The organism is Acinetobacter sp. GFQ9D191M, from assembly GCF_011174875.1.
GTDB lineage: Bacteria > Pseudomonadota > Gammaproteobacteria > Pseudomonadales > Moraxellaceae > Acinetobacter.
This window is the reverse complement of the sequence record NZ_JAALGV010000059.1, coordinates 24,704-42,021: the sequence shown is the minus strand read 5'-3', so window position 1 is coordinate 42,021 and position 17,318 is coordinate 24,704. Positions and strand designations below refer to the sequence as shown.

Annotated in this window: 17 protein-coding genes and 1 tRNA gene; 10 read left to right on the top strand and 8 right to left on the bottom strand. The window is 40.5% G+C overall.

Annotation, left to right across the window (positions count from 1 at the left end; translation table 11 throughout):
* Nucleotides 1-96: 96 nt before the first annotated feature.
* Nucleotides 97-173, bottom strand: a tRNA-Met gene (locus G5T77_RS09035).
* Between the two features lie 325 nt (nt 174-498).
* Here G5T77_RS09035 and G5T77_RS09030 point away from each other — a divergent pair.
* Together G5T77_RS09030 and G5T77_RS09025 are read left to right on the top strand one after the other, a co-directional pair.
* On the top strand, nt 499-912 hold the full coding sequence (locus G5T77_RS09030; RefSeq protein WP_171523055.1) for a hypothetical protein: 414 nt from the start codon (nt 499-501) through the stop codon (nt 910-912).
* Between the two features lie 417 nt (nt 913-1,329).
* A complete protein-coding gene (locus G5T77_RS09025; protein ID WP_166137003.1) occupies nt 1,330-1,770 on the top strand; it encodes a universal stress protein in 441 nt (146 codons plus the stop codon).
* 39 nt (nt 1,771-1,809) lie between these two features.
* Here the strand turns inward: G5T77_RS09025 and G5T77_RS09020 are convergent, their stop codons facing one another.
* Nucleotides 1,810-2,106, bottom strand: coding sequence for an MGMT family protein (locus G5T77_RS09020; RefSeq protein ID WP_159122871.1), 297 nt, complete (start codon nt 2,104-2,106; stop codon nt 1,810-1,812).
* Nucleotides 2,107-2,171: 65 nt separating this feature from the next.
* The gene (locus G5T77_RS09015; RefSeq protein WP_004782994.1) at nt 2,172-3,671 is read right to left on the bottom strand and encodes a cation:proton antiporter; all 1,500 of its coding nucleotides are present in this window, start codon (nt 3,669-3,671) and stop codon (nt 2,172-2,174) included.
* Between the two features lie 216 nt (nt 3,672-3,887).
* On the opposite strand from G5T77_RS09015, the gene G5T77_RS09010 reads away from it, so the two are divergent.
* Nucleotides 3,888-4,442: a hypothetical protein gene (locus tag G5T77_RS09010; protein ID WP_166137007.1), complete on the top strand. Its 555-nt coding sequence runs from the start codon at nt 3,888-3,890 to the stop codon at nt 4,440-4,442.
* A gap of 49 nt (nt 4,443-4,491) precedes the next feature.
* Here G5T77_RS09010 and G5T77_RS09005 read toward each other — a convergent pair whose 3' ends face one another.
* Entirely contained in the window at nt 4,492-5,394 is a 903-nt protein-coding gene (locus G5T77_RS09005) for a neutral zinc metallopeptidase (RefSeq protein WP_005234599.1), read from the bottom strand.
* 48 nt (nt 5,395-5,442) lie between these two features.
* Nucleotides 5,443-6,369, bottom strand: coding sequence for a DUF808 domain-containing protein (locus G5T77_RS09000; protein WP_166137010.1), 927 nt, complete (start codon nt 6,367-6,369; stop codon nt 5,443-5,445).
* A gap of 189 nt (nt 6,370-6,558) precedes the next feature.
* On the opposite strand from G5T77_RS09000, the gene trpS reads away from it, so the two are divergent.
* Nucleotides 6,559-7,572, top strand: coding sequence for a tryptophan--tRNA ligase (gene trpS / locus G5T77_RS08995; protein WP_104426456.1), 1,014 nt, complete (start codon nt 6,559-6,561; stop codon nt 7,570-7,572).
* A 347-nt stretch (nt 7,573-7,919) separates the two neighbouring features.
* Here trpS and G5T77_RS08990 read toward each other — a convergent pair whose 3' ends face one another.
* Nucleotides 7,920-9,371: a capsule assembly Wzi family protein gene (locus G5T77_RS08990; protein WP_166137013.1), complete on the bottom strand. Its 1,452-nt coding sequence runs from the start codon at nt 9,369-9,371 to the stop codon at nt 7,920-7,922.
* A gap of 270 nt (nt 9,372-9,641) precedes the next feature.
* Nucleotides 9,642-11,168 (bottom strand): lysine--tRNA ligase, encoded by a 1,527-nt coding sequence (lysS, locus tag G5T77_RS08985; RefSeq protein WP_166137016.1) that lies wholly within the window; start codon nt 11,166-11,168, stop codon nt 9,642-9,644.
* A gap of 378 nt (nt 11,169-11,546) precedes the next feature.
* Here lysS and G5T77_RS08980 point away from each other — a divergent pair, with 378 nt between their 5' ends.
* A complete protein-coding gene (locus G5T77_RS08980; protein ID WP_004783008.1) occupies nt 11,547-12,041 on the top strand; it encodes a YqiA/YcfP family alpha/beta fold hydrolase in 495 nt (164 codons plus the stop codon).
* 39 nt (nt 12,042-12,080) lie between these two features.
* Here G5T77_RS08980 and G5T77_RS08975 read toward each other — a convergent pair whose 3' ends face one another.
* Complete coding sequence (locus G5T77_RS08975) at nt 12,081-12,623, bottom strand: adenine phosphoribosyltransferase (RefSeq protein WP_004783009.1); 543 nt, start codon at nt 12,621-12,623, stop codon at nt 12,081-12,083.
* Nucleotides 12,624-13,101: 478 nt separating this feature from the next.
* Between G5T77_RS08975 and rubA the strand changes: the two genes are divergently transcribed.
* The 5 genes from rubA (at nt 13,102) to G5T77_RS08950 (ending at nt 17,280) form a co-directional block, all read left to right on the top strand.
* Nucleotides 13,102-13,266, top strand: a complete 165-nt coding sequence (gene rubA / locus G5T77_RS08970) for a rubredoxin RubA (protein ID WP_004783011.1) — start codon at nt 13,102-13,104, stop codon at nt 13,264-13,266.
* Between the two features lie 88 nt (nt 13,267-13,354).
* Nucleotides 13,355-14,533, top strand: coding sequence for a rubredoxin reductase RubB (gene rubB / locus G5T77_RS08965; RefSeq protein WP_166137019.1), 1,179 nt, complete (start codon nt 13,355-13,357; stop codon nt 14,531-14,533).
* A 57-nt stretch (nt 14,534-14,590) separates the two neighbouring features.
* Nucleotides 14,591-15,529, top strand: coding sequence for an esterase EstB (gene estB, locus G5T77_RS08960; RefSeq protein WP_034704187.1), 939 nt, complete (start codon nt 14,591-14,593; stop codon nt 15,527-15,529).
* A gap of 13 nt (nt 15,530-15,542) precedes the next feature.
* Nucleotides 15,543-16,451 (top strand): LysR family transcriptional regulator OxyR, encoded by a 909-nt coding sequence (gene oxyR, locus G5T77_RS08955; RefSeq protein WP_005234587.1) that lies wholly within the window; start codon nt 15,543-15,545, stop codon nt 16,449-16,451.
* Between the two features lie 232 nt (nt 16,452-16,683).
* Nucleotides 16,684-17,280: a response regulator transcription factor gene (locus tag G5T77_RS08950; protein WP_166137023.1), complete on the top strand. Its 597-nt coding sequence runs from the start codon at nt 16,684-16,686 to the stop codon at nt 17,278-17,280.
* The last annotated feature ends 38 nt before the right edge of the window (nt 17,281-17,318 follow it).

The following is a 17,318-nucleotide window of genomic DNA, read 5'->3' as shown; positions in this document are numbered from 1 at the left end:
AACAGACAGATATTTAGAAGAACTTTCTCTTAATTTTTTATTGATATTTTTATGGCACAAAAAAAGAGACCAAGCTGAGAGCTTGGTCTTTAAAAATGGTGGCTATGACGGGACTTGAACCTGTGACCCCCGCATTATGAGTGCGGTGCTCTAACCAACTGAGCTACATAGCCGTAAACTGTGTGCGCATTATCGTAATTTCAGGTTGTATCGTCAAGTATTTTAAACCACAAATGTTCAGTCTTTATGCAAATTAATCATAAACTCTTAAACTTTGTACAAATCATGATTTAATTCGAAATCCCATAACAGAATCTACAAAAATTGGTACCAACTTTTAAAGCCAAATCTAAATCGAAGTCGTATCATATAATATTTAACTTTAAGAATAACTTGCTGAAGAATCAAAATAAAAAGTGAATCTAGGACCTTTTCCTATCGCTATAATACTTTTCCAAATATGGCCAATAGTATCTCTGGATTAAAGCAAAACTGAAGATGACGAAATTCAAAATATACCTAAGCCTGCTCCTATTGAGTGTTATAAGTTTAGCCAATGCAACTGTTATTCATCCAAGCAGCAGATTTTCAGGATGTGATGATGTGAAAAGTTTGGCTCAAGAAGTCATGCTCTTTAGACTGAAAGGTGCACCACAGAAATGGATGATTCAGCAAATAAAACAGCACTACGGTACAGCGAATGATCTCCATGCTCTGATTGGTATAAAACTTACTGAAAAAGCGTTTAAATATGAAATACCCCAAGATCAGTCTGGACGTTCCGCCTTAATTAAAAACTTTGCAATTGATCACTATAATGAATGTGAGAAATCCATTACAGATCGTGCTCAATTTAAAAAAGAAAATAACGGTATTAACCCACCCTTGGAAAGGGAAGTTTTAGAACACTAAAATTATGCTGATAGAAGGTTACTATTAGAAATAGCAGTCTATCTTTATGCAGTTTGATAGATTTTTCATTATTAAAATCTCAATTTTAAACCTGTTCCTATAGTTTTATATAACAGGGATTTTTTGAATCTAAAATTACAGGTAATAACGCAGTATTAAAATCAGATGGCTTTTTTAAGTTAGTTCATTAATATTCTAAAATCATATTATTTTAATCTCAAAATATAAATATAAATCAAAAACTTATAAAATATACCAACCATTAAAAATTATTACTTTGTTAAACATAATACTGAGGTATTTACTTGGTTTTATTTTTATAAAATACGCGTTATGATCAAAGTATAAACAACAATTCGTACACGATTTTAACACGTCATATTTTTATAAAACTTATTTCCGATAAGGAGAATTCTAATGTCATTTGAACATATTTTAGTACCCGTTGACGGTTCAGAAACTTCCTATGCTGCAGTCGATAAAGCCGTCGAAATTGCCAAAGCATTTAACAGTAAAGTGACAGTGGTTCAGGTGCTGGCACTTGATCCCTATATCGCTGCTGAATACATTACAGCAGCTCAAACCAATGACCTGGTTGAACGTGCCCGTACTGCAATTCTGAAGACACTTGATGAAGCAAAAGCGAAATTTGCTGCGGCAGGTATTGATGCAGAGACCCAGCTACTCGAAGGTCAGGTGATTTATAGTGAAATTGTCAAAGCAGCAGAATCCTTGAATACTGATCTGATTGTGATTGGCTCACATGGCCGTACTGGCTTCAAGAAACTGTTCCTGGGTAGTGTTGCGCAAAGCATCTTGGGACAGGCCACTGTTCCTGTAATGGTTATCCGTAAATAATAAAAAAATCCCCACTTCAATCAAGTGGGGATTTCTCTTTCAAACAAATCCATCCCATTGATACTGCTTTAAGCTAACCCGATTTCCAGCAGATAGGATCCCTTCTGCGCCTAATTTTTGCTGTTGAATATTATGTCCATATTCATCCAGTTTATTGAGACTGATCTTACCTTGAGCGTTCAGGACACGATGCCAAGGCAAATCGGTTTCTGTATCAAGCTGGCTTAAAACCCTACCTACCAGACGTGCATGTTTGGGCAAGCCAGCCAGCTTAGCGATCTGTCCATAGGTCGCTACTTTCGCATAAGGAATCTGGCTGACTACACTCAGAATCATTTGTGCCATTTCCTGGCTTGCACTTGATGTCATTGGCTTTCAATCTTGATAGAAAATTCTAACGCTTAGAAATTCTCCGGATTCTCTAAGCGTTTCACTTCCTGTACTTTATCAGGATGATGCACGGTTGCTACACCATCGGCATCTTTCTTATCAATCAGCATCTCAGGCTGGAAGATGGTGATGGTTTCATTTCCATTTGCATCCTCCCCCACAATATACTGAAAACCGCGCCGGTTCATCTTGTGGCACATCCGCTGATACCAGCCTTTAAAGCCTTGAGTTTCTTCATTCGGGTTGTAATAGAAGGCATTCATTACGGCTGGCAAACCTAGGCCACAAACCACCCCAGAAAGAAGTACCACAATGAAGGTATATCCAATCAGAATACTGCTATACGCTTCCAGTTGCGGAATATTGGCCACTGCCAGAATCAGGGCTAAGGAAATCCCGCCACGTACACCGCCCCAAGACAGAATGGTTAAACTGCCGTTATAACTTTTTTTACGCATTCTAGGGAATAATGCAAAAGACAGATGGTTGGCCAGGAAGCGTGCCAAATGCAGAATTATGAAAGCGACAATCCCGCCTAGAACCAGACTGGTGCTTAGATCAATAATGAACAGTTCCAGACCGATCAAGGTGAACAGGAAGGAATTGATAATTCCCTCTACCGTATGCCAGAAATGGTTTACATCACCGATATCTGCATCAGCCAGAATTTCTTTCCATTTATTACCGACAATCAAGCCGCCGATTACACAGGCAATTGGTGCAGAAGCATGCGCCAGTAAAGCAACCAGATATGAACCACAAGCCAACAGTGCAGTAGTTAATATCAGTGATTCCATTTCATGCTTACCGCGCAGAATACGTAAAATCGCCAAACCAAACCCAATTCCGATCAAGACTGCCACGACAATTTCATAAAGCAATGTTTGCAGGACGGCGAGTACGGTAAAGTTTTCACCTTGCAGTACATTTAATAAGGTCATAAATAATGCAATACACATGGCATCATTAAACAGTGATTCACCTTCCAGCTTCACGATCAAATGATGGGGTGCGCGTACCGAACTGAGTACACCTTTAATCCCAATGGGATCCGTTGCTCCGAGCGCAGCACCGAGTAATAGTAGAACCAATATATCGACGTGGTTACCAATCAGAAACTGATAACCGTACAGCGCAATACCAAAGAAAACTGCACAGAAAACCAATGCCAGACTGGCCAGAATACCAATCGGCCGCCAGTGATTGCGTAAATCTGAAACCTTAAACTTCAATGCGGATGAAGTCAGAATAAAACAAATCACACCATTAATCAGGAAGTCATAAAAATCGACATGGCGAACTGCTTTCTCAATATTATCAATATTGATGCTAAAAAATGGATTACCCTGTAACAGGCTGGCGCACCATTGCAAGATAAAGACAAAAATAGCGGAAACAATCGGCACACCAATGGCTTGAGGAAAACTTAGAACACGTTTGTTGAACATGGTAGTGGCAATTGACAGAGCAAAGACCACCGTCAACAGTTGTAAAAAAAAGAAACTTCCCATTAGGTTTCCTAAGATTTGGCAATTTGCAGCCGTGAGCTGAAAGTTTTACTTGAAATATAAATTTAAAAAAACAGTATATTTTAGCGGATCAAGTTTAGTCCCATTTTTTTTCGAATTAAGTTAAGTTTCTTTTCAATATTCACAACTGATGATTTAACATACAGCCTTAAAGCACTTTATTGCTTACTCCTCCTTTCTATTTAGAAATTTTCTTCCATGCATCAAACTGTCAAAACTATATTCCGTCTGTGTCTCGCTGCTGTCATTTTTCTGGTTACACTTTCTTTAATGTTCACTTGTGTTGCCAAAATTCAGGAAATCCTGAAAGCAGATCAATATTATCAGCAAGCTGTGAGCATTCCTTTAAAAAGCAATACCAAAGCGCAATATGTACTGGTGTCTAATAATCAACGTCCAGACAATGCGCTGTTTATCCTGATTGCGGGAAATGGTTATGTAGCAAAAATCAGCTGTGAGCATTATGCTGCCCTATGTACTGATGACTACAATCAGTCACATACCCGGCAGATTCAGAATGTTAATTTAGTAAAAGTGAGAAATTATTTTTATATTGAAAATATTCAGTTCCAAGATAGTAGAACTGGTCAGATCACTAAACTTAGCTATTCCAAAAATGAATTGAAGCAATTTTATAATAATGACATCAGCAATTTAAAATATATTCTCTTTGCGATTTCGCTATTTGCCTTGGCTGCCTTATTTGTCAGTATCAAGATTTTGAAAAACTTCCGTCGTTTTCTGGAAAAATAACTATTCAATCATTAGGGGAGCATTTGCTCCCCTTTTTTGATCTTTAATTTTAGATATTTTGATTAAAAGTATCACAAGCAGACATTTGACCTGATTTCAGACCAGTATTAAACCATTTTACCCGCTGTGCACTGGTACCATGCGTAAAGCTGTCCGGCACGACATGGCCTTGTGCCTTTTTCTGCAGATAGTCATCACCGATCTTGTGTGCCGCATCCATGGCTTCTTGTACATCACCCTGCTCCAGGAACTGCGTACGCTCATGGTTATGATAAGCCCATACCCCAGCCAGACAATCCGCCTGTAGTTCTTGTCGTACAGAAAGCTGATTGCCCTGTGCTTGAGTAGCTTGTTGACGTGCCTGCTGTACCTGTGAAGAAATACCTAAAATGGTCTGGATATGATGACCTACCTCATGCGCTACCACATAGGCTTGAGCAAAATCACCTGCCTGATCATTGCGAGATAACTCGGTTGAGTTCTGTTCCCCGCTGATTCCCATTTGAGTACGCATATCTTTAAAGAATGCTGTATCAATATAAACTTTCTGGTCTGCCGGACAATAGAAAGGTCCCATGGCCGATTGCGCTGTACCACAACCAGAATTTACTACCCCACTAAATAAAACCAATTTGGGTGCAGTATATTGCTGGTTCAGCTGCTGCTGAAATATTTGAGACCAGGTATCTTCTGTATCGGCAAGCACAGTTCCTACAAAATCGATTGCTTCTTGCTGCTCTGGCGTTGGATTTTCCAGACCCCGTGTTTCTGCACTAGAAACACCTTGCGTGACCTGCTTGGTGGTTTGATAGGCTTGCTGTGGATCAACGCCAAAAAACTTCCAGGCCACGAAAGCAATAATCAACCCGAGAATACTGATTCCACCGGCTTTGGCACCACCGCCACGACGGTCTTCTACATTGCTACTAACACGACGTCCTTTCCAGCGCATAGTGAGATTCCTTATAGTTTAAAGTCAGCTTATTTTAACGGGCCTAATTTATGCCTGCTTTGATTTCGATCTGATTTTTTGAATAAAGCCAATCAAGATAAATACGATTAACCCTGCCACAAAACCAATCACCAGATTAATCAGTGTAGGCGTAACAGCCCCTACGATACTGCCCAGACTAGGCATATGCTCTACATACTCAACCGAATCTTCAGTGAAATGATGAAACCATGGAATGGTATGAGCAATAATCCCGCCACCGACCAGGAACATTGCAATCGTACCTACAATCGTCAGGGTTTTCATCAATTTAGGAGCAAAAGCCAGCAATCCACAGCCTATACTTTGTTTGAAGCTGGATGCCTGCTTAGTCAGGTACAAACCTAAATCATCAATTTTAACAATCATGGCGACGAAGCCGTACACCCCGACTGTCATTAATATGGCAATTCCTGCCAGTACGATGACTTTGGTGGTAAAAGCTGCGGCTGCCACGGTGCCCAAAGAAATCACTACAATTTCCGCAGACAGAATGAAATCAGTTCGGATCGCACCCTTAATTTTCTCTTTTTCAAATGTGGCCAAATCGGTTTCGATCGTAGTGAATTCAGCCTCAGCATCTTCTTCAGTCTTGGCTTTCTTATGCTTTAAGCTATGCAGGACTTTTTCTACGCCTTCATAACAGAGAAATAGACCACCAATCATTAGTAAAGGATTAATTAACCAGGGTGCAACCACACTAATAAGTAAAGCCAAAGGAACAAGAATCAGCTTATTAATAAAAGAACCTTTCGCTACCCCCCACACCACAGGAAGTTCACGTTCTGCCCGTACACCGCTGACTTGCTGGGCATTTAATGCCAAGTCATCCCCCAAGACACCTGCCGTCTTTTTTGCAGCCATCTTGCTCATCACGGCAACATCGTCTAAAACAGTCGCAATATCATCCAATAATATTAATAAGCTGCTCGCCATTTTTGTTATCCTTATCATCTTTAGACATATTTTAATGAAAATATTTAAAAAATATTGTATTCACTTGTTTAATTAATAAGATTTTTTACTACGGCTTTTTTTCTGGCTGACATTCAAAAACAGAATGCCGTACAATGTGGCCATTCGTTAAAATATAGATGTAGTACAGACTACTTTTTGGAATAGATAATGAGTAATCAAGATAATCGTCCAGTAATCTTGACTGGCGACCGTCCTACCGGACAGCTTCACCTTGGCCATTTTGTCGGTTCATTACGCTCTCGCGTAGGTTTACAAGATTCTCACCATCAACATTTGTTACTCGCTGATGCTCAAGCCTTGACAGATAATGCAGATAACTTTGAAAAAGTACGTCGCAATATTATTGAAGTGGCCACAGATTATCTGGCTGTCGGCATTGATCCAACTAAAACTACAATCTGTGTTCAGTCTTGCCTGCCAGCCTTAAACGAACTGACCATGCTCTATCTGAACTTTGTGACAGTTTCACGTCTAGAGCGCAACCCGACCATTAAATCAGAAATTCAGATGCGTGGTTTTGAGCGTGATATTCCTGCAGGTTTCTTATGCTATCCAGTGGCTCAAGCAGCAGATATCACAGCCTTTAAAGCAACTGTAGTTCCAGTAGGCGAAGACCAGATTCCAATGATCGAACAGACCAATGAGATCGTACGTCGCCTTAACCGTCAGATTGGCCGTGAATTACTGCCTGAATGTAAGGCGCTGCTTTCTAATGTGGGACGCTTACCAGGTTTTGACGGCAAAGCGAAAATGTCTAAATCATTAGGCAATACCATTGTTCTAGATGCTTCTGATAAAGACATCAAAAAAGCTGTCAATGCGATGTATACCGATCCGAATCACCTTCGTATCGAAGATCCAGGCCAGGTTGAAGGCAATGTGGTATTTACTTACCTGGATGCTTTCGACACTAATAAAGAAGAACTGGAAGAATTGAAAGCACATTATCGCCGTGGTGGTTTAGGTGATGGTACAGTAAAAAAACGTCTGGAAGGTATTCTAAAAGAGCTGATCGGTCCGATTCGTGAACGTCGTATGGAACTGGCTAAAGACCCGGATTACATCATGGATATTTTGAAAACGGGCACAGATAAATGCCGTGATATTACACAGACCACTTTAGATGAAGTAAAAACGGGCTTAGGTGTTTTCCATTTCTAAAATAGACAATATTTAAAAAAAAGTCCTTCATATGAAGGGCTTTTTTTATTTAAGTCCAAAATGCGCAAAAATAAGGCAAGTTTCCACACAGATTCTTCATAGTTTTAACCTTACTTAACATCTATTAACATGAATACTGATGAGTCACATGAGAATGAGTCCTAATATACTTACATACAGTAAGCAATCAAATTTAACTCTCTCCACAGTTAATCTTGATTTAGTTTTGAAAGAAACTTCCTTTTTCTACGCAATGACAACCCCAATCATTGCGTTTTTTTTGTCTGTAATTTTTGAAAATATAAAAAATCCTGCCAGATGAGCAGGATTTTGTTGTGTCTTAAATATTAATATTTGAACAAGCCTTTTTCTAATGGAATTTCAATTCCAATAGAGGCACCGCCATCCTGACCATTTACATCTGAGTCACTTATCCAGGCATTAATTTTAAGTGGCATTTCTGGACGAATATAATGCGACCAAGTAACATCTAGTGCTTTAATTTCATCATCAAAAGCAAAAGCAGCATTATTTAAACTTGCACGTTCAGACTGATTGACTTCAGCAAACAATACCCGCCCAGATAAACGGTTCATCGGATCAAAACGGATATCACCCCCTACTGAAACCATCTGTGCATCACCACCTAAAGCATGTGCCAGCGGATAACCGTGCTGATAAAAACCATCAGTGTAAGTACTGTGATTATAAGAAATACCTCGCACCTTGCCGTTAGTACGTGTATCTACCCATTCTGTATACAGTTGATATGGCATATTTTTTACAGTCGAAGAATAGTCTATACCCGCCAGATACATTTTCTTTGCAGGCAGACCACCCGCTTCATCTTCACCAACATATTGCCCATAGAAGCCCATAGGTACCTGTGTCAAAGGAAACAGATTCAGGCGTGCATCGAAACCCGCGATCTGGTTCGATGGGTCAGGTTCACCCGTACCACCATTATCTTTATTCCCGACAAAAGCATCCCATAATGAACTTAAGCTTTCAGGACGTCCTTCCCCACCCCATTGAATCGCACGAGAAGCGCCTAGCTCCAAGTAAGATAAAGGTTGTGCTGTTACACGAAGACCAATAAGTTTGGTATCTGGAACGGCAGTATAATCATCCAATTGTCCTGCAAAAGCCTGATATTGCCACGGTCCAATCCAGGACAGCCATTTAGTTTCAAAAGCTGTTTGTTCTGCACGTTGTGCCATAAATCCATATACTGGGCGGCTAGCATCGCCACGAATCAAGCTGCCATCATGTCCCGGACCCCAATAGGTCGGAATTTGGCCAGCAATCAGCCATTGATTCCAGAGTTTTCCTGCTAGATAAGATCCTTCCAGATTCACATCCTGATCATTCTCAATTTGTCGATCTTTTTCGGCATTAACCCGGAGTTTGGCATCCCAGTTTTCGCCACCTGCATTAAACTCTAAAGCTGCCTGAAATTGTGCCTTTTGCTGATCGCCAAAGGCTTGAGGAATATCTTTTGGATCACTTTCCGCAAATAAGCCTACTTTGAGCTGCTGATTGTCTGCTGTTAATTTTGCCAGAACTGAATCAATAACACGTTGTTGTACTTTGTTACTCACTTGTGCATTGGATAGAGCTCGTTGAATTTCATCACCACTGAGCGGCCAGGTCGAGGTACTGATCTGGATCACCCCTTGCTGGTTTAACCAGTTCAAGTCAGTACGAAGATTTGCATCATTCAGAACCAGCCCTTGAGCAAAAACAGGAAGCGAAAGTGTCGTAAGAAGTGCACTTAATAATGGTTTTTTTAGAAACATGGGATCAATATTCTCAAGTTTATTTTTGCCTAACCATAGATATTTCAAAAATAATATTCAATGGCGAAACTGTATCAGTATAATATGAAACCCTAGATTTAATTGACTTTTAAAATAAAAAATCGCTTCAAGAAATGAGATAGAAATACAAAAATGAAATCACAAATGTAAAAAATAGAATGAAATAATGCTGGGTTTTAATTTTATTTAAAATAAATACTGAACACATAAAAAAGGCAGTTTTAAAACTGCCTTTTTTCGAATAAGTAATCAGTGTTTATGACGCATATGCGGGAATAAAATTACATCACGGATACTTGGTGCATTCGCGAAAATCATTACCAGACGGTCAATACCGATCCCTTCACCTGCTGTAGGAGGCAGACCATATTCTAGGGCTTCAATGAAGTCAGCATCATAGTGCATTGCTTCATCATCACCTGCATCTTTCTCAGCAACCTGCGCCTGGAAGCGTTCAGCCTGATCAATCGGGTCATTTAATTCCGAGAAGCCATTTGCCAGTTCACGACCACCGATAAAAAATTCAAAACGGTCTGTAATATGCGGGTCTTGATCATTACGGCGTGCTAATGGTGAAGTTTCTGCTGGATATTCAGTCACGAATGTAGGCTGACGTAGTTGAGTTTCTACCGTTTCTTCAAACACAATTGTTTGCAGTTTACCCAGACCAAAACCTGGTTTTACCTGTTCTTTCAGTTCTTCCTGAATGAATTTCGCCAGGAACTCACGGTCATTGACATTTTCTGGAGTGAACTGTGGATTGTGCTCAAGAATGGCATCAAACATTGAAATTTTCTTGAATGGCCCTTTGAAGCTAAAGACTTCATCGCCATAAGGCACATCAGTGGTACCCAGAATATCAATTGCCAGTTTTTCCAGCATTTGCTCTGTCAATTCCATCAGGTCTTTGTAATCTGCATACGCCTGGTAGAATTCGATCATAGTGAATTCAGGGTTATGACGAGTAGAAACACCTTCATTACGGAAGTTACGGTTAATTTCGAATACGCGCTCGAAACCACCCACAACCAGACGTTTCAAATAAAGCTCAGGTGCAATACGCAGGAACAACGGCATATCCAGTGCATTATGATGCGTTTCAAATGGACGCGCAGATGCTCCACCAGGAATTACGTGCATCATCGGGGTTTCAACTTCCATAAAACGTTTGTCGTTCAGGAAGCTACGAATACCGGCAACAACTTTGGCACGAACTTCAAAAGTTTTACGGGTTTCTTCATTTACGATCAGATCAAGATAACGCTTACGATACTTCACTTCAGTATCAGTCAAACCATGGAACTTGTCTGGAAGTGGACGTAATGATTTTGTCAGTAATTCAAAATGTTCGATATGAACATACAGGTCACCTTTTCCAGAACGACCGATATAACCTTCAACTGCAATGATATCGCCCAGATCCAGGCCTTTGATCGTTGCAAGTACTTCTGGCTCAAGTTCTTTACGTGGAACATAAAGCTGAATACGACCGGTCATATCCTGAATCACGATGAATGAACCGCGGTTCAACATCACACGACCTGCTACTTTTACATGAACGTGTTCGCCAGCTTCAATTTCTTCTTTAGATTTATCAGCAAACTGGTCTTGTAAGTCTTGCGCATAATGTTCACGTTTAAATGTGTTTGGCCATGGGCTAACACCAGTTTCTTTTGCGTGGTCTTGAATCTGCTTTAACTTGGCATGACGCTGTGCAATTAAATCGTTTTCGGAAATGATTTGTTCAGAAGTCGATTGAGCGTTATTTTGCGTCATCTCTGCCTCGGATAAGATTAGTTAAAAAATAGAAGTTGCATAGAATAGCAGAAATCCGCATCAAATCGTAGCGTAAAGACTTCCTACACGTGGCTTTTCTTGAGAAAAATTTCTGGATATATGAAATTCTTAAAGGCAAATGATTTTCAGTTTCGAATTTTATGATTGGTTTTTTTAGAATATTGCCCAACTTTTGTTAGATGAAAGTCCAAGACCTCAATCCTCTGCACAAATTCTGCCTTTATATCCCATATCAGCTTAGACCAATAGCTAACTGCTTCCTCGAAATAGACGTTTTACAATAATGACCATATTAGAAGGTGGTGTCTTAACACCCTGACCACGACTTTGCCATGTCCGATAAAAATGAGTAAAAATATGTCTAAAATATTGTTTTTTCATGGCTTGGATTCGTCAAAACAGTCCACGAAATTTCATGCAATTGATGCAATGCATAAATATTGTATAGATGTGGATTATCGTAATCTGAGCTACCAGTCGGTAGCTGATTTCTATCATGAAATGGTTGAAACCATTAAACCGGATATTCTGGTCGGACACAGTCTGGGCGGTTATTGGGCGCTAAAAATGTCACAAGCTCATCAGATCCCTTGTGTGATCGCGAATCCTAGCTTGCAACCGAATTTCCGCGATGATTATCCTGCGATTTGTGACAACGATTTGCAGCATGATATTCCGCAAATGGCCTATCTGGAATTAGGTGATGAAATTCTGGATATGCATGCAGCACAGGCACAGCTTGAAGACTATATGCAAATTCATGCCATTGAAGGTGGCCACCATCGTCTTGAACACCCTGAACAGATTAATGACCTGATTCAGGAAATTGAATATCATTTTATCCGGCAATAAAAAAGCCCCAATAGTTGGGGCTTTTTTGATGATCTAGACTTAAGCAACTGCAGCTTCAGGCTGGGATTTATCATCAAGTACTGACCAGATGTCCAGACCTAATTCACCGTGTAAATCTGGCAGATCAAGGAAGATGCTCGCACCTAGAACCTGATGCTGACATTTTTCAGCCAACTCATGTACTGCTTTCAATGTACCGCCAGTTGCCAGTACATCATCCACAATAATCACTTTTTGTCCCTGAACTTCTGCAGACATTTCCAGACGGTCCAGACCATATTCAAGGCTATAACCTACACCTACGACTGGAGGCGGCAATTTACCTGCTTTACGAACCAGTAATAAGCCTTTGCCCGTACGCTGCGCCAACAGGCTTGCCAGCACGAAACCACGTGCTTCTACTGCCACAAAGCTGTCTACTTCAGCAAGCTTTTCTTCAGGAATGCTGGCAATCAAAGCATCAGTTAATGGACCCAGATTATTCATGAATAATGGGGTCAAATCGAAGAAACAAATGCCTGGTTTTGGGAAATTCTGGACAGTACGAATGTGAGACCACAGAGAAGTAGACAAATTGCTCATGGGAGATCTTTAAACAAGGAAAGGAATAGGTGAATTTTAAACTAAATTAACAATGTGTAACAACAACGACTGTGCAATATTAAAGCACAGAATAATAATAAGCAATTGATTTAAATATATAAATTTATTTTAAAAAATATTTAATAAAGACTTTGCTGAGTCTAAGTTAACTGATTTTAATCATTTTTTCTGCCCGACTTTGGTCTACAACTTAAAATCTAAGCCAGAAGAGTGTTTGATAAAACTAAAAATACAACTCTTTGCCTCACCTTAAATATATTTCTAGTAATGAAATACCTAGGGACTGCCCTTTCTGCTGTTAATTTCACTGATTAAACTTTTATTCGCTTTACTTTATGAATAGAACTGCGTAAAAATTTAGCCAAATATGTTTACTATTAAAAGTCATATTCTTTAGGGTCTTGCCATTTGTGGATTTTAAGCTGACAGCTACAGTTGGTCAGTTTTGGAGAGTTATATGAAAAAATATCAATGCATCGTTTGTGGATGGATTTATGACGAGGCAGAAGGTTGGCCTCAGGACGGAATCGTTCCTGGAACCAAATGGGAAGATATTCCTGATGACTGGACTTGTCCGGATTGTGGTGTTTCTAAAGTCGATTTTGAAATGATTGAAATCTAATCATGTTCTTTTAAAGACCATATTGAATGGTCTTTTTTATGTCCTTTATACCTGAAAAAAACTAATTTAAAAAAGCATGGAGAATCGTATGCATCCTATCGTCATCATTGGTTCGGGCATGGCGGGTTATGCTGTTGCCCGTGAGTTTCGCAAACTCAACCCAGACCATGAACTTGTCATGATTTGTGCTGATGATGCGACTAATTATGCAAAACCTACGCTTTCTAATGCTTTAGCAGGAAACAAAGCGCCAGAACACATCCCTTTGGGTGATGCAGAAAAAATGTCAGCGCAGCTGAAAATGCGCATCGAAAAAAATACCTGGGTCAAAACGATTCATCCTGAACAGCATCAGCTGACTTTAGAAAAAGACGGTCAGGAAAGTACACAGGATTATTCTAAACTGGTGCTAGCTGTAGGTGCCAATCCAGTACGCCTAGCCATTGCCGGTGATGCCAGCGACGATATTCATATGGTCAATAACCTGACTGACTATAAAGCTTTCCGTCATAATCTGGCAGCACGTGAGGATAAACGCGTAGTAATTTTAGGCGCAGGCCTGATCGGCTGTGAATTTGCCAATGACTTGCAGCATACCAATCATCAGGTCACCGTGATTGATCTGGCACCCCAGCCTTTAGGTCGCTTATTACCAGCTCATGTCGCAGATGCTTTCCAGCAAAATCTTGAAGAGACGGGTATTCATTTTGTATTAGGGACAACAGTTGAAAAAGTCTCTAAAGTTGAAAATGGTAATTATCTGGTCACACTTGCCAATGGTCAGTCAGTTGTTGCTGATGTGGTGCTGTCTGCTGTGGGCTTACAACCGAATATTTCTGTCGCAAAAGAAGCCGATATTCATACCAGTCGCGGGATTCTGACCAATACAAAACTAGAAACCAATCAACCGGATATTTATGCAGTAGGCGACTGTGCGGAAGTAAATGGAATGCTTTTGCCATATGTCATGCCAATCATGCAGCAGGCCCGTGCCCTGTCTAAAACATTGAATGGCGAACATACTGCAGTCCATTATCCAGCAATGCCTGTTGCGGTAAAAACGCCAGCTGCGCCATTGACTGTCCTTCCTGCTCCGGTTGATGTCGAAGTAACTTGGGAAAATGAAGAGTTTGATGACGGTATGCTGGCCAAAGCCTTTGATGCCAGCGGTACTTTGCGTGGATTTGTCCTGCTTGGTGCCACTGCTGCCAAACAACGCCTGGCATTGACCAAGCAGGTTCCTGACTTGATTCCAGCTACAGTTTAGATGTTTAATACAAAGGACATTTTTTAAGCGAAATGTCCTTTAATCAGGAAATACATCATGCACAGTGCCCTGCAGTTCAATCATTCTCCGTATACCGCGTTCATGCGTGAAACCAAGGTCGATCTTGGCAATGGCATCGAATTGCACGTGGAAGTCGGAGGAAATCCTGAACACCCGACCATTCTGCTGATTATGGGGCTTGGGGCACAGATGCTGTACTGGCCGGACTTCTTCTGTAAATCCCTCATTGATCAGGGCTATCATCTGGTGCGTTTTGACAACCGGGATATTGGTTTATCTTCCAAAATTCACCATAAAGGGCCTCGCTTAAACACTTTAAAAATGATGAGCCGTTTTGTACTGGGTTTAGGCAATCAGGGCGCGCCTTATACGCTGTACGATATGGCAGATGATGTACATCTTCTGATTGAAAAAATGGGACTGGGTCAGGTTTATGTGCTCGGTGCCTCTATGGGCGGCATGATTGCCCAGATTCTGGCCGCACGTTATCCTGACAAAGTTAAAAAAATGGGTTTACTGTTTACCAGTAATAACCAGCCACTGTTACCTCCGCCTTTTCCAAAGCAACTCTTTAGTTTAATTGACAAACCCGCTTCCACAGATGAAGATGGCATTGTCGATCATAGCTTGAAGCTGTTTAATATTATTGGCTCACCGGGTTATGTGAATCATCTGGAAGCGATTCAGACCGCCCGTAAGTTATATAAGCGAAGTTACCATCCAGCGGGTGTACTTCAACAGTTTTTAGCAATATTATGTACGGGTTCATTGCTGCAACTGGACAAGCAAATCCAACAAGAGACCTTGGTGGTTCATGGTGCTCGTGACAGATTGCTGCCTCCTAGTCATGGTAAGGCTGTTGCAAAAGCAATTTCAGGGGCTAAATTTGAATTAATTGATGGAATGGGGCATGATATCCCTCCGCATTTTATTCCATATCTTAGCGAATTATTTGCTGATCATTTTAAATCATAAACATTAGGACACTATGGCTGCATTACCATCCCTAAGACAGCTGTCATACCTCGTAACACTGTCTGAGACGCTGCATTTTACAGAAGCTGCTCGCCGCTCATTTGTTACCCAGTCAACTTTGTCTGGCGGTATTATGGAGCTGGAGCGTTTACTCGGTGGCGTTCTTGTTGAACGCGATCGCCAGAATGTACGTTTAACGCCGCTTGGTGAACAAGTGGTTGCACGTGCCCGTGTTCTACTGGCTGATGCTCAGGACTTAATGCGTTTAAGTCGTGAAATGAGTGAACCATTAACCGGTGATCTGCATCTTGGCGTTATTCCAACCATTGCCCCTTTCATCCTGTCGCAATTTCTGGATGAAGTGCATCAGCAGCTACCGAAAATCCAGCTACATTTACATGAAGCTCAAAGTGAGAAAATTGTAGAGAAACTGGAGCATGGTAATCTGGATATGGTGGTGCTCGCTCTACCTTTCGATACCCGTAGCTTGAAAGTTGCTGAAATTGCCAAAGAGAATCTGTATCTGGTACATCACAAATCTGACCAGAATGCGGCTCAAGCCAAATCTCTGGAAGATCTGGACCTGTCTCGCCTGATGCTGCTTGAAGAAGGTCATTGCTTGCGTGATCATGCATTGAGTGCCTGCCCGATTGGTGAGCGTAAAAATGATCACCGCCTGAAAGCAAGTTCATTACCGACGTTAATTGAAATGGTGTCTGCTGATCTTGGTTTCACCCTGTTGCCAGAAATTGCGCTGCATACCAATATGATCAAAGCCAATCCGGATCTGCGCATCAATCCAATCAACGCAGCACCAAGCCGTACTCTGGCACTGGTCACTCGTAAGAGCACACCGCTACAAAGCGAATTCGATGTGTTATTACAAATTTTGCAAAAAATTACTGCCCATGATGCAGCTTAATTAAGCCCTAAGAAAAAAGGAGCACTTAGATTGCTCCTTTTTTATTGCCTGTGTCTTCTGATAAAGTAAATTTTTATAAATTCAGTCAATTAAAATGATCCAAAAACCAGTTTTTCAAACTTTAACTATTTATAATATATAAAAATTAAATCCCTATTTCTGGGGATTGGCATTGAAACCAATTTAAGCCAAAATACATCTGTATATTAATTACTCTCAGGATAAGATTTCTTTGGCCTCATTTTTGCCTGCACCCGTATTATTGGTGCAACCTTATCCACCCCCGCTCTCTTCCAATCTTGATCTTGCATTGCTACAGCTCGGTTATCAACCGGATATGCTGTCCTATACCGATCATCTGTCTGCTCAATCCCATATTGAACAGTATCTTCCCAATCTCGTGTTATATGAGATTCATGAGAAAGCACAACTTAAGAATCTTAATGTAATTCAAGCACGAATCCAGATTCCTCATCTGATTATAGTTTTAGCTGATGATTCACTTGAAATGATCGATTTATTCTTGTCATCTGGCGTGGATCGATATCTGATTGCTTCGCATCCTGTTTCGAAAATAGTGGCAAGCCTGAAAATCATTCTACGTGGCGGTTCCTATTTACATCCTGAATTAGCCCGTTATTTAGTGAGTCAGGAAACAAAAATACATTTTTTAAATCAGACTGAAGTACAGATTTTAAAGTATTTCAGCCAAGACCTGACTTTGGCCGAAATTCAAAACAGATTAAGTCTGCACGATTACCAGATTTATGCTGCTATTCGCAAAATCTATCAAAAACTCGCGAATCCATTTATCCATTTTCAAAATTGATAAAATATAAAAAAGGCTGAATCATCAGCCTTTTTAGT

Excerpts from the sequence above, each read along its gene's own strand:
- G5T77_RS09030 (WP_171523055.1), top strand. The coding sequence starts at position 499 with ATGACGAAATTCAAAATATACCTAAGCCTGCTCCTATTGAGTGTTATA.
- G5T77_RS09025 (WP_166137003.1), top strand. The coding sequence starts at position 1,330 with ATGTCATTTGAACATATTTTAGTACCCGTTGACGGTTCAGAAACTTCC.
- G5T77_RS09020 (WP_159122871.1), bottom strand. The coding sequence starts at position 2,106 with ATGATTCTGAGTGTAGTCAGCCAGATTCCTTATGCGAAAGTAGCGACC.
- G5T77_RS09015 (WP_004782994.1), bottom strand. The coding sequence starts at position 3,671 with ATGGGAAGTTTCTTTTTTTTACAACTGTTGACGGTGGTCTTTGCTCTG.
- G5T77_RS09010 (WP_166137007.1), top strand. The coding sequence starts at position 3,888 with ATGCATCAAACTGTCAAAACTATATTCCGTCTGTGTCTCGCTGCTGTC.
- G5T77_RS09005 (WP_005234599.1), bottom strand. The coding sequence starts at position 5,394 with ATGCGCTGGAAAGGACGTCGTGTTAGTAGCAATGTAGAAGACCGTCGT.
- G5T77_RS09000 (WP_166137010.1), bottom strand. The coding sequence starts at position 6,369 with ATGGCGAGCAGCTTATTAATATTATTGGATGATATTGCGACTGTTTTA.
- trpS (WP_104426456.1), top strand. The coding sequence starts at position 6,559 with ATGAGTAATCAAGATAATCGTCCAGTAATCTTGACTGGCGACCGTCCT.
- G5T77_RS08990 (WP_166137013.1), bottom strand. The coding sequence starts at position 9,371 with ATGTTTCTAAAAAAACCATTATTAAGTGCACTTCTTACGACACTTTCG.
- lysS (WP_166137016.1), bottom strand. The coding sequence starts at position 11,168 with ATGACGCAAAATAACGCTCAATCGACTTCTGAACAAATCATTTCCGAA.
- G5T77_RS08980 (WP_004783008.1), top strand. The coding sequence starts at position 11,547 with ATGTCTAAAATATTGTTTTTTCATGGCTTGGATTCGTCAAAACAGTCC.
- G5T77_RS08975 (WP_004783009.1), bottom strand. The coding sequence starts at position 12,623 with ATGAGCAATTTGTCTACTTCTCTGTGGTCTCACATTCGTACTGTCCAG.
- rubA (WP_004783011.1), top strand. The coding sequence starts at position 13,102 with ATGAAAAAATATCAATGCATCGTTTGTGGATGGATTTATGACGAGGCA.
- rubB (WP_166137019.1), top strand. The coding sequence starts at position 13,355 with ATGCATCCTATCGTCATCATTGGTTCGGGCATGGCGGGTTATGCTGTT.
- estB (WP_034704187.1), top strand. The coding sequence starts at position 14,591 with ATGCACAGTGCCCTGCAGTTCAATCATTCTCCGTATACCGCGTTCATG.
- oxyR (WP_005234587.1), top strand. The coding sequence starts at position 15,543 with ATGGCTGCATTACCATCCCTAAGACAGCTGTCATACCTCGTAACACTG.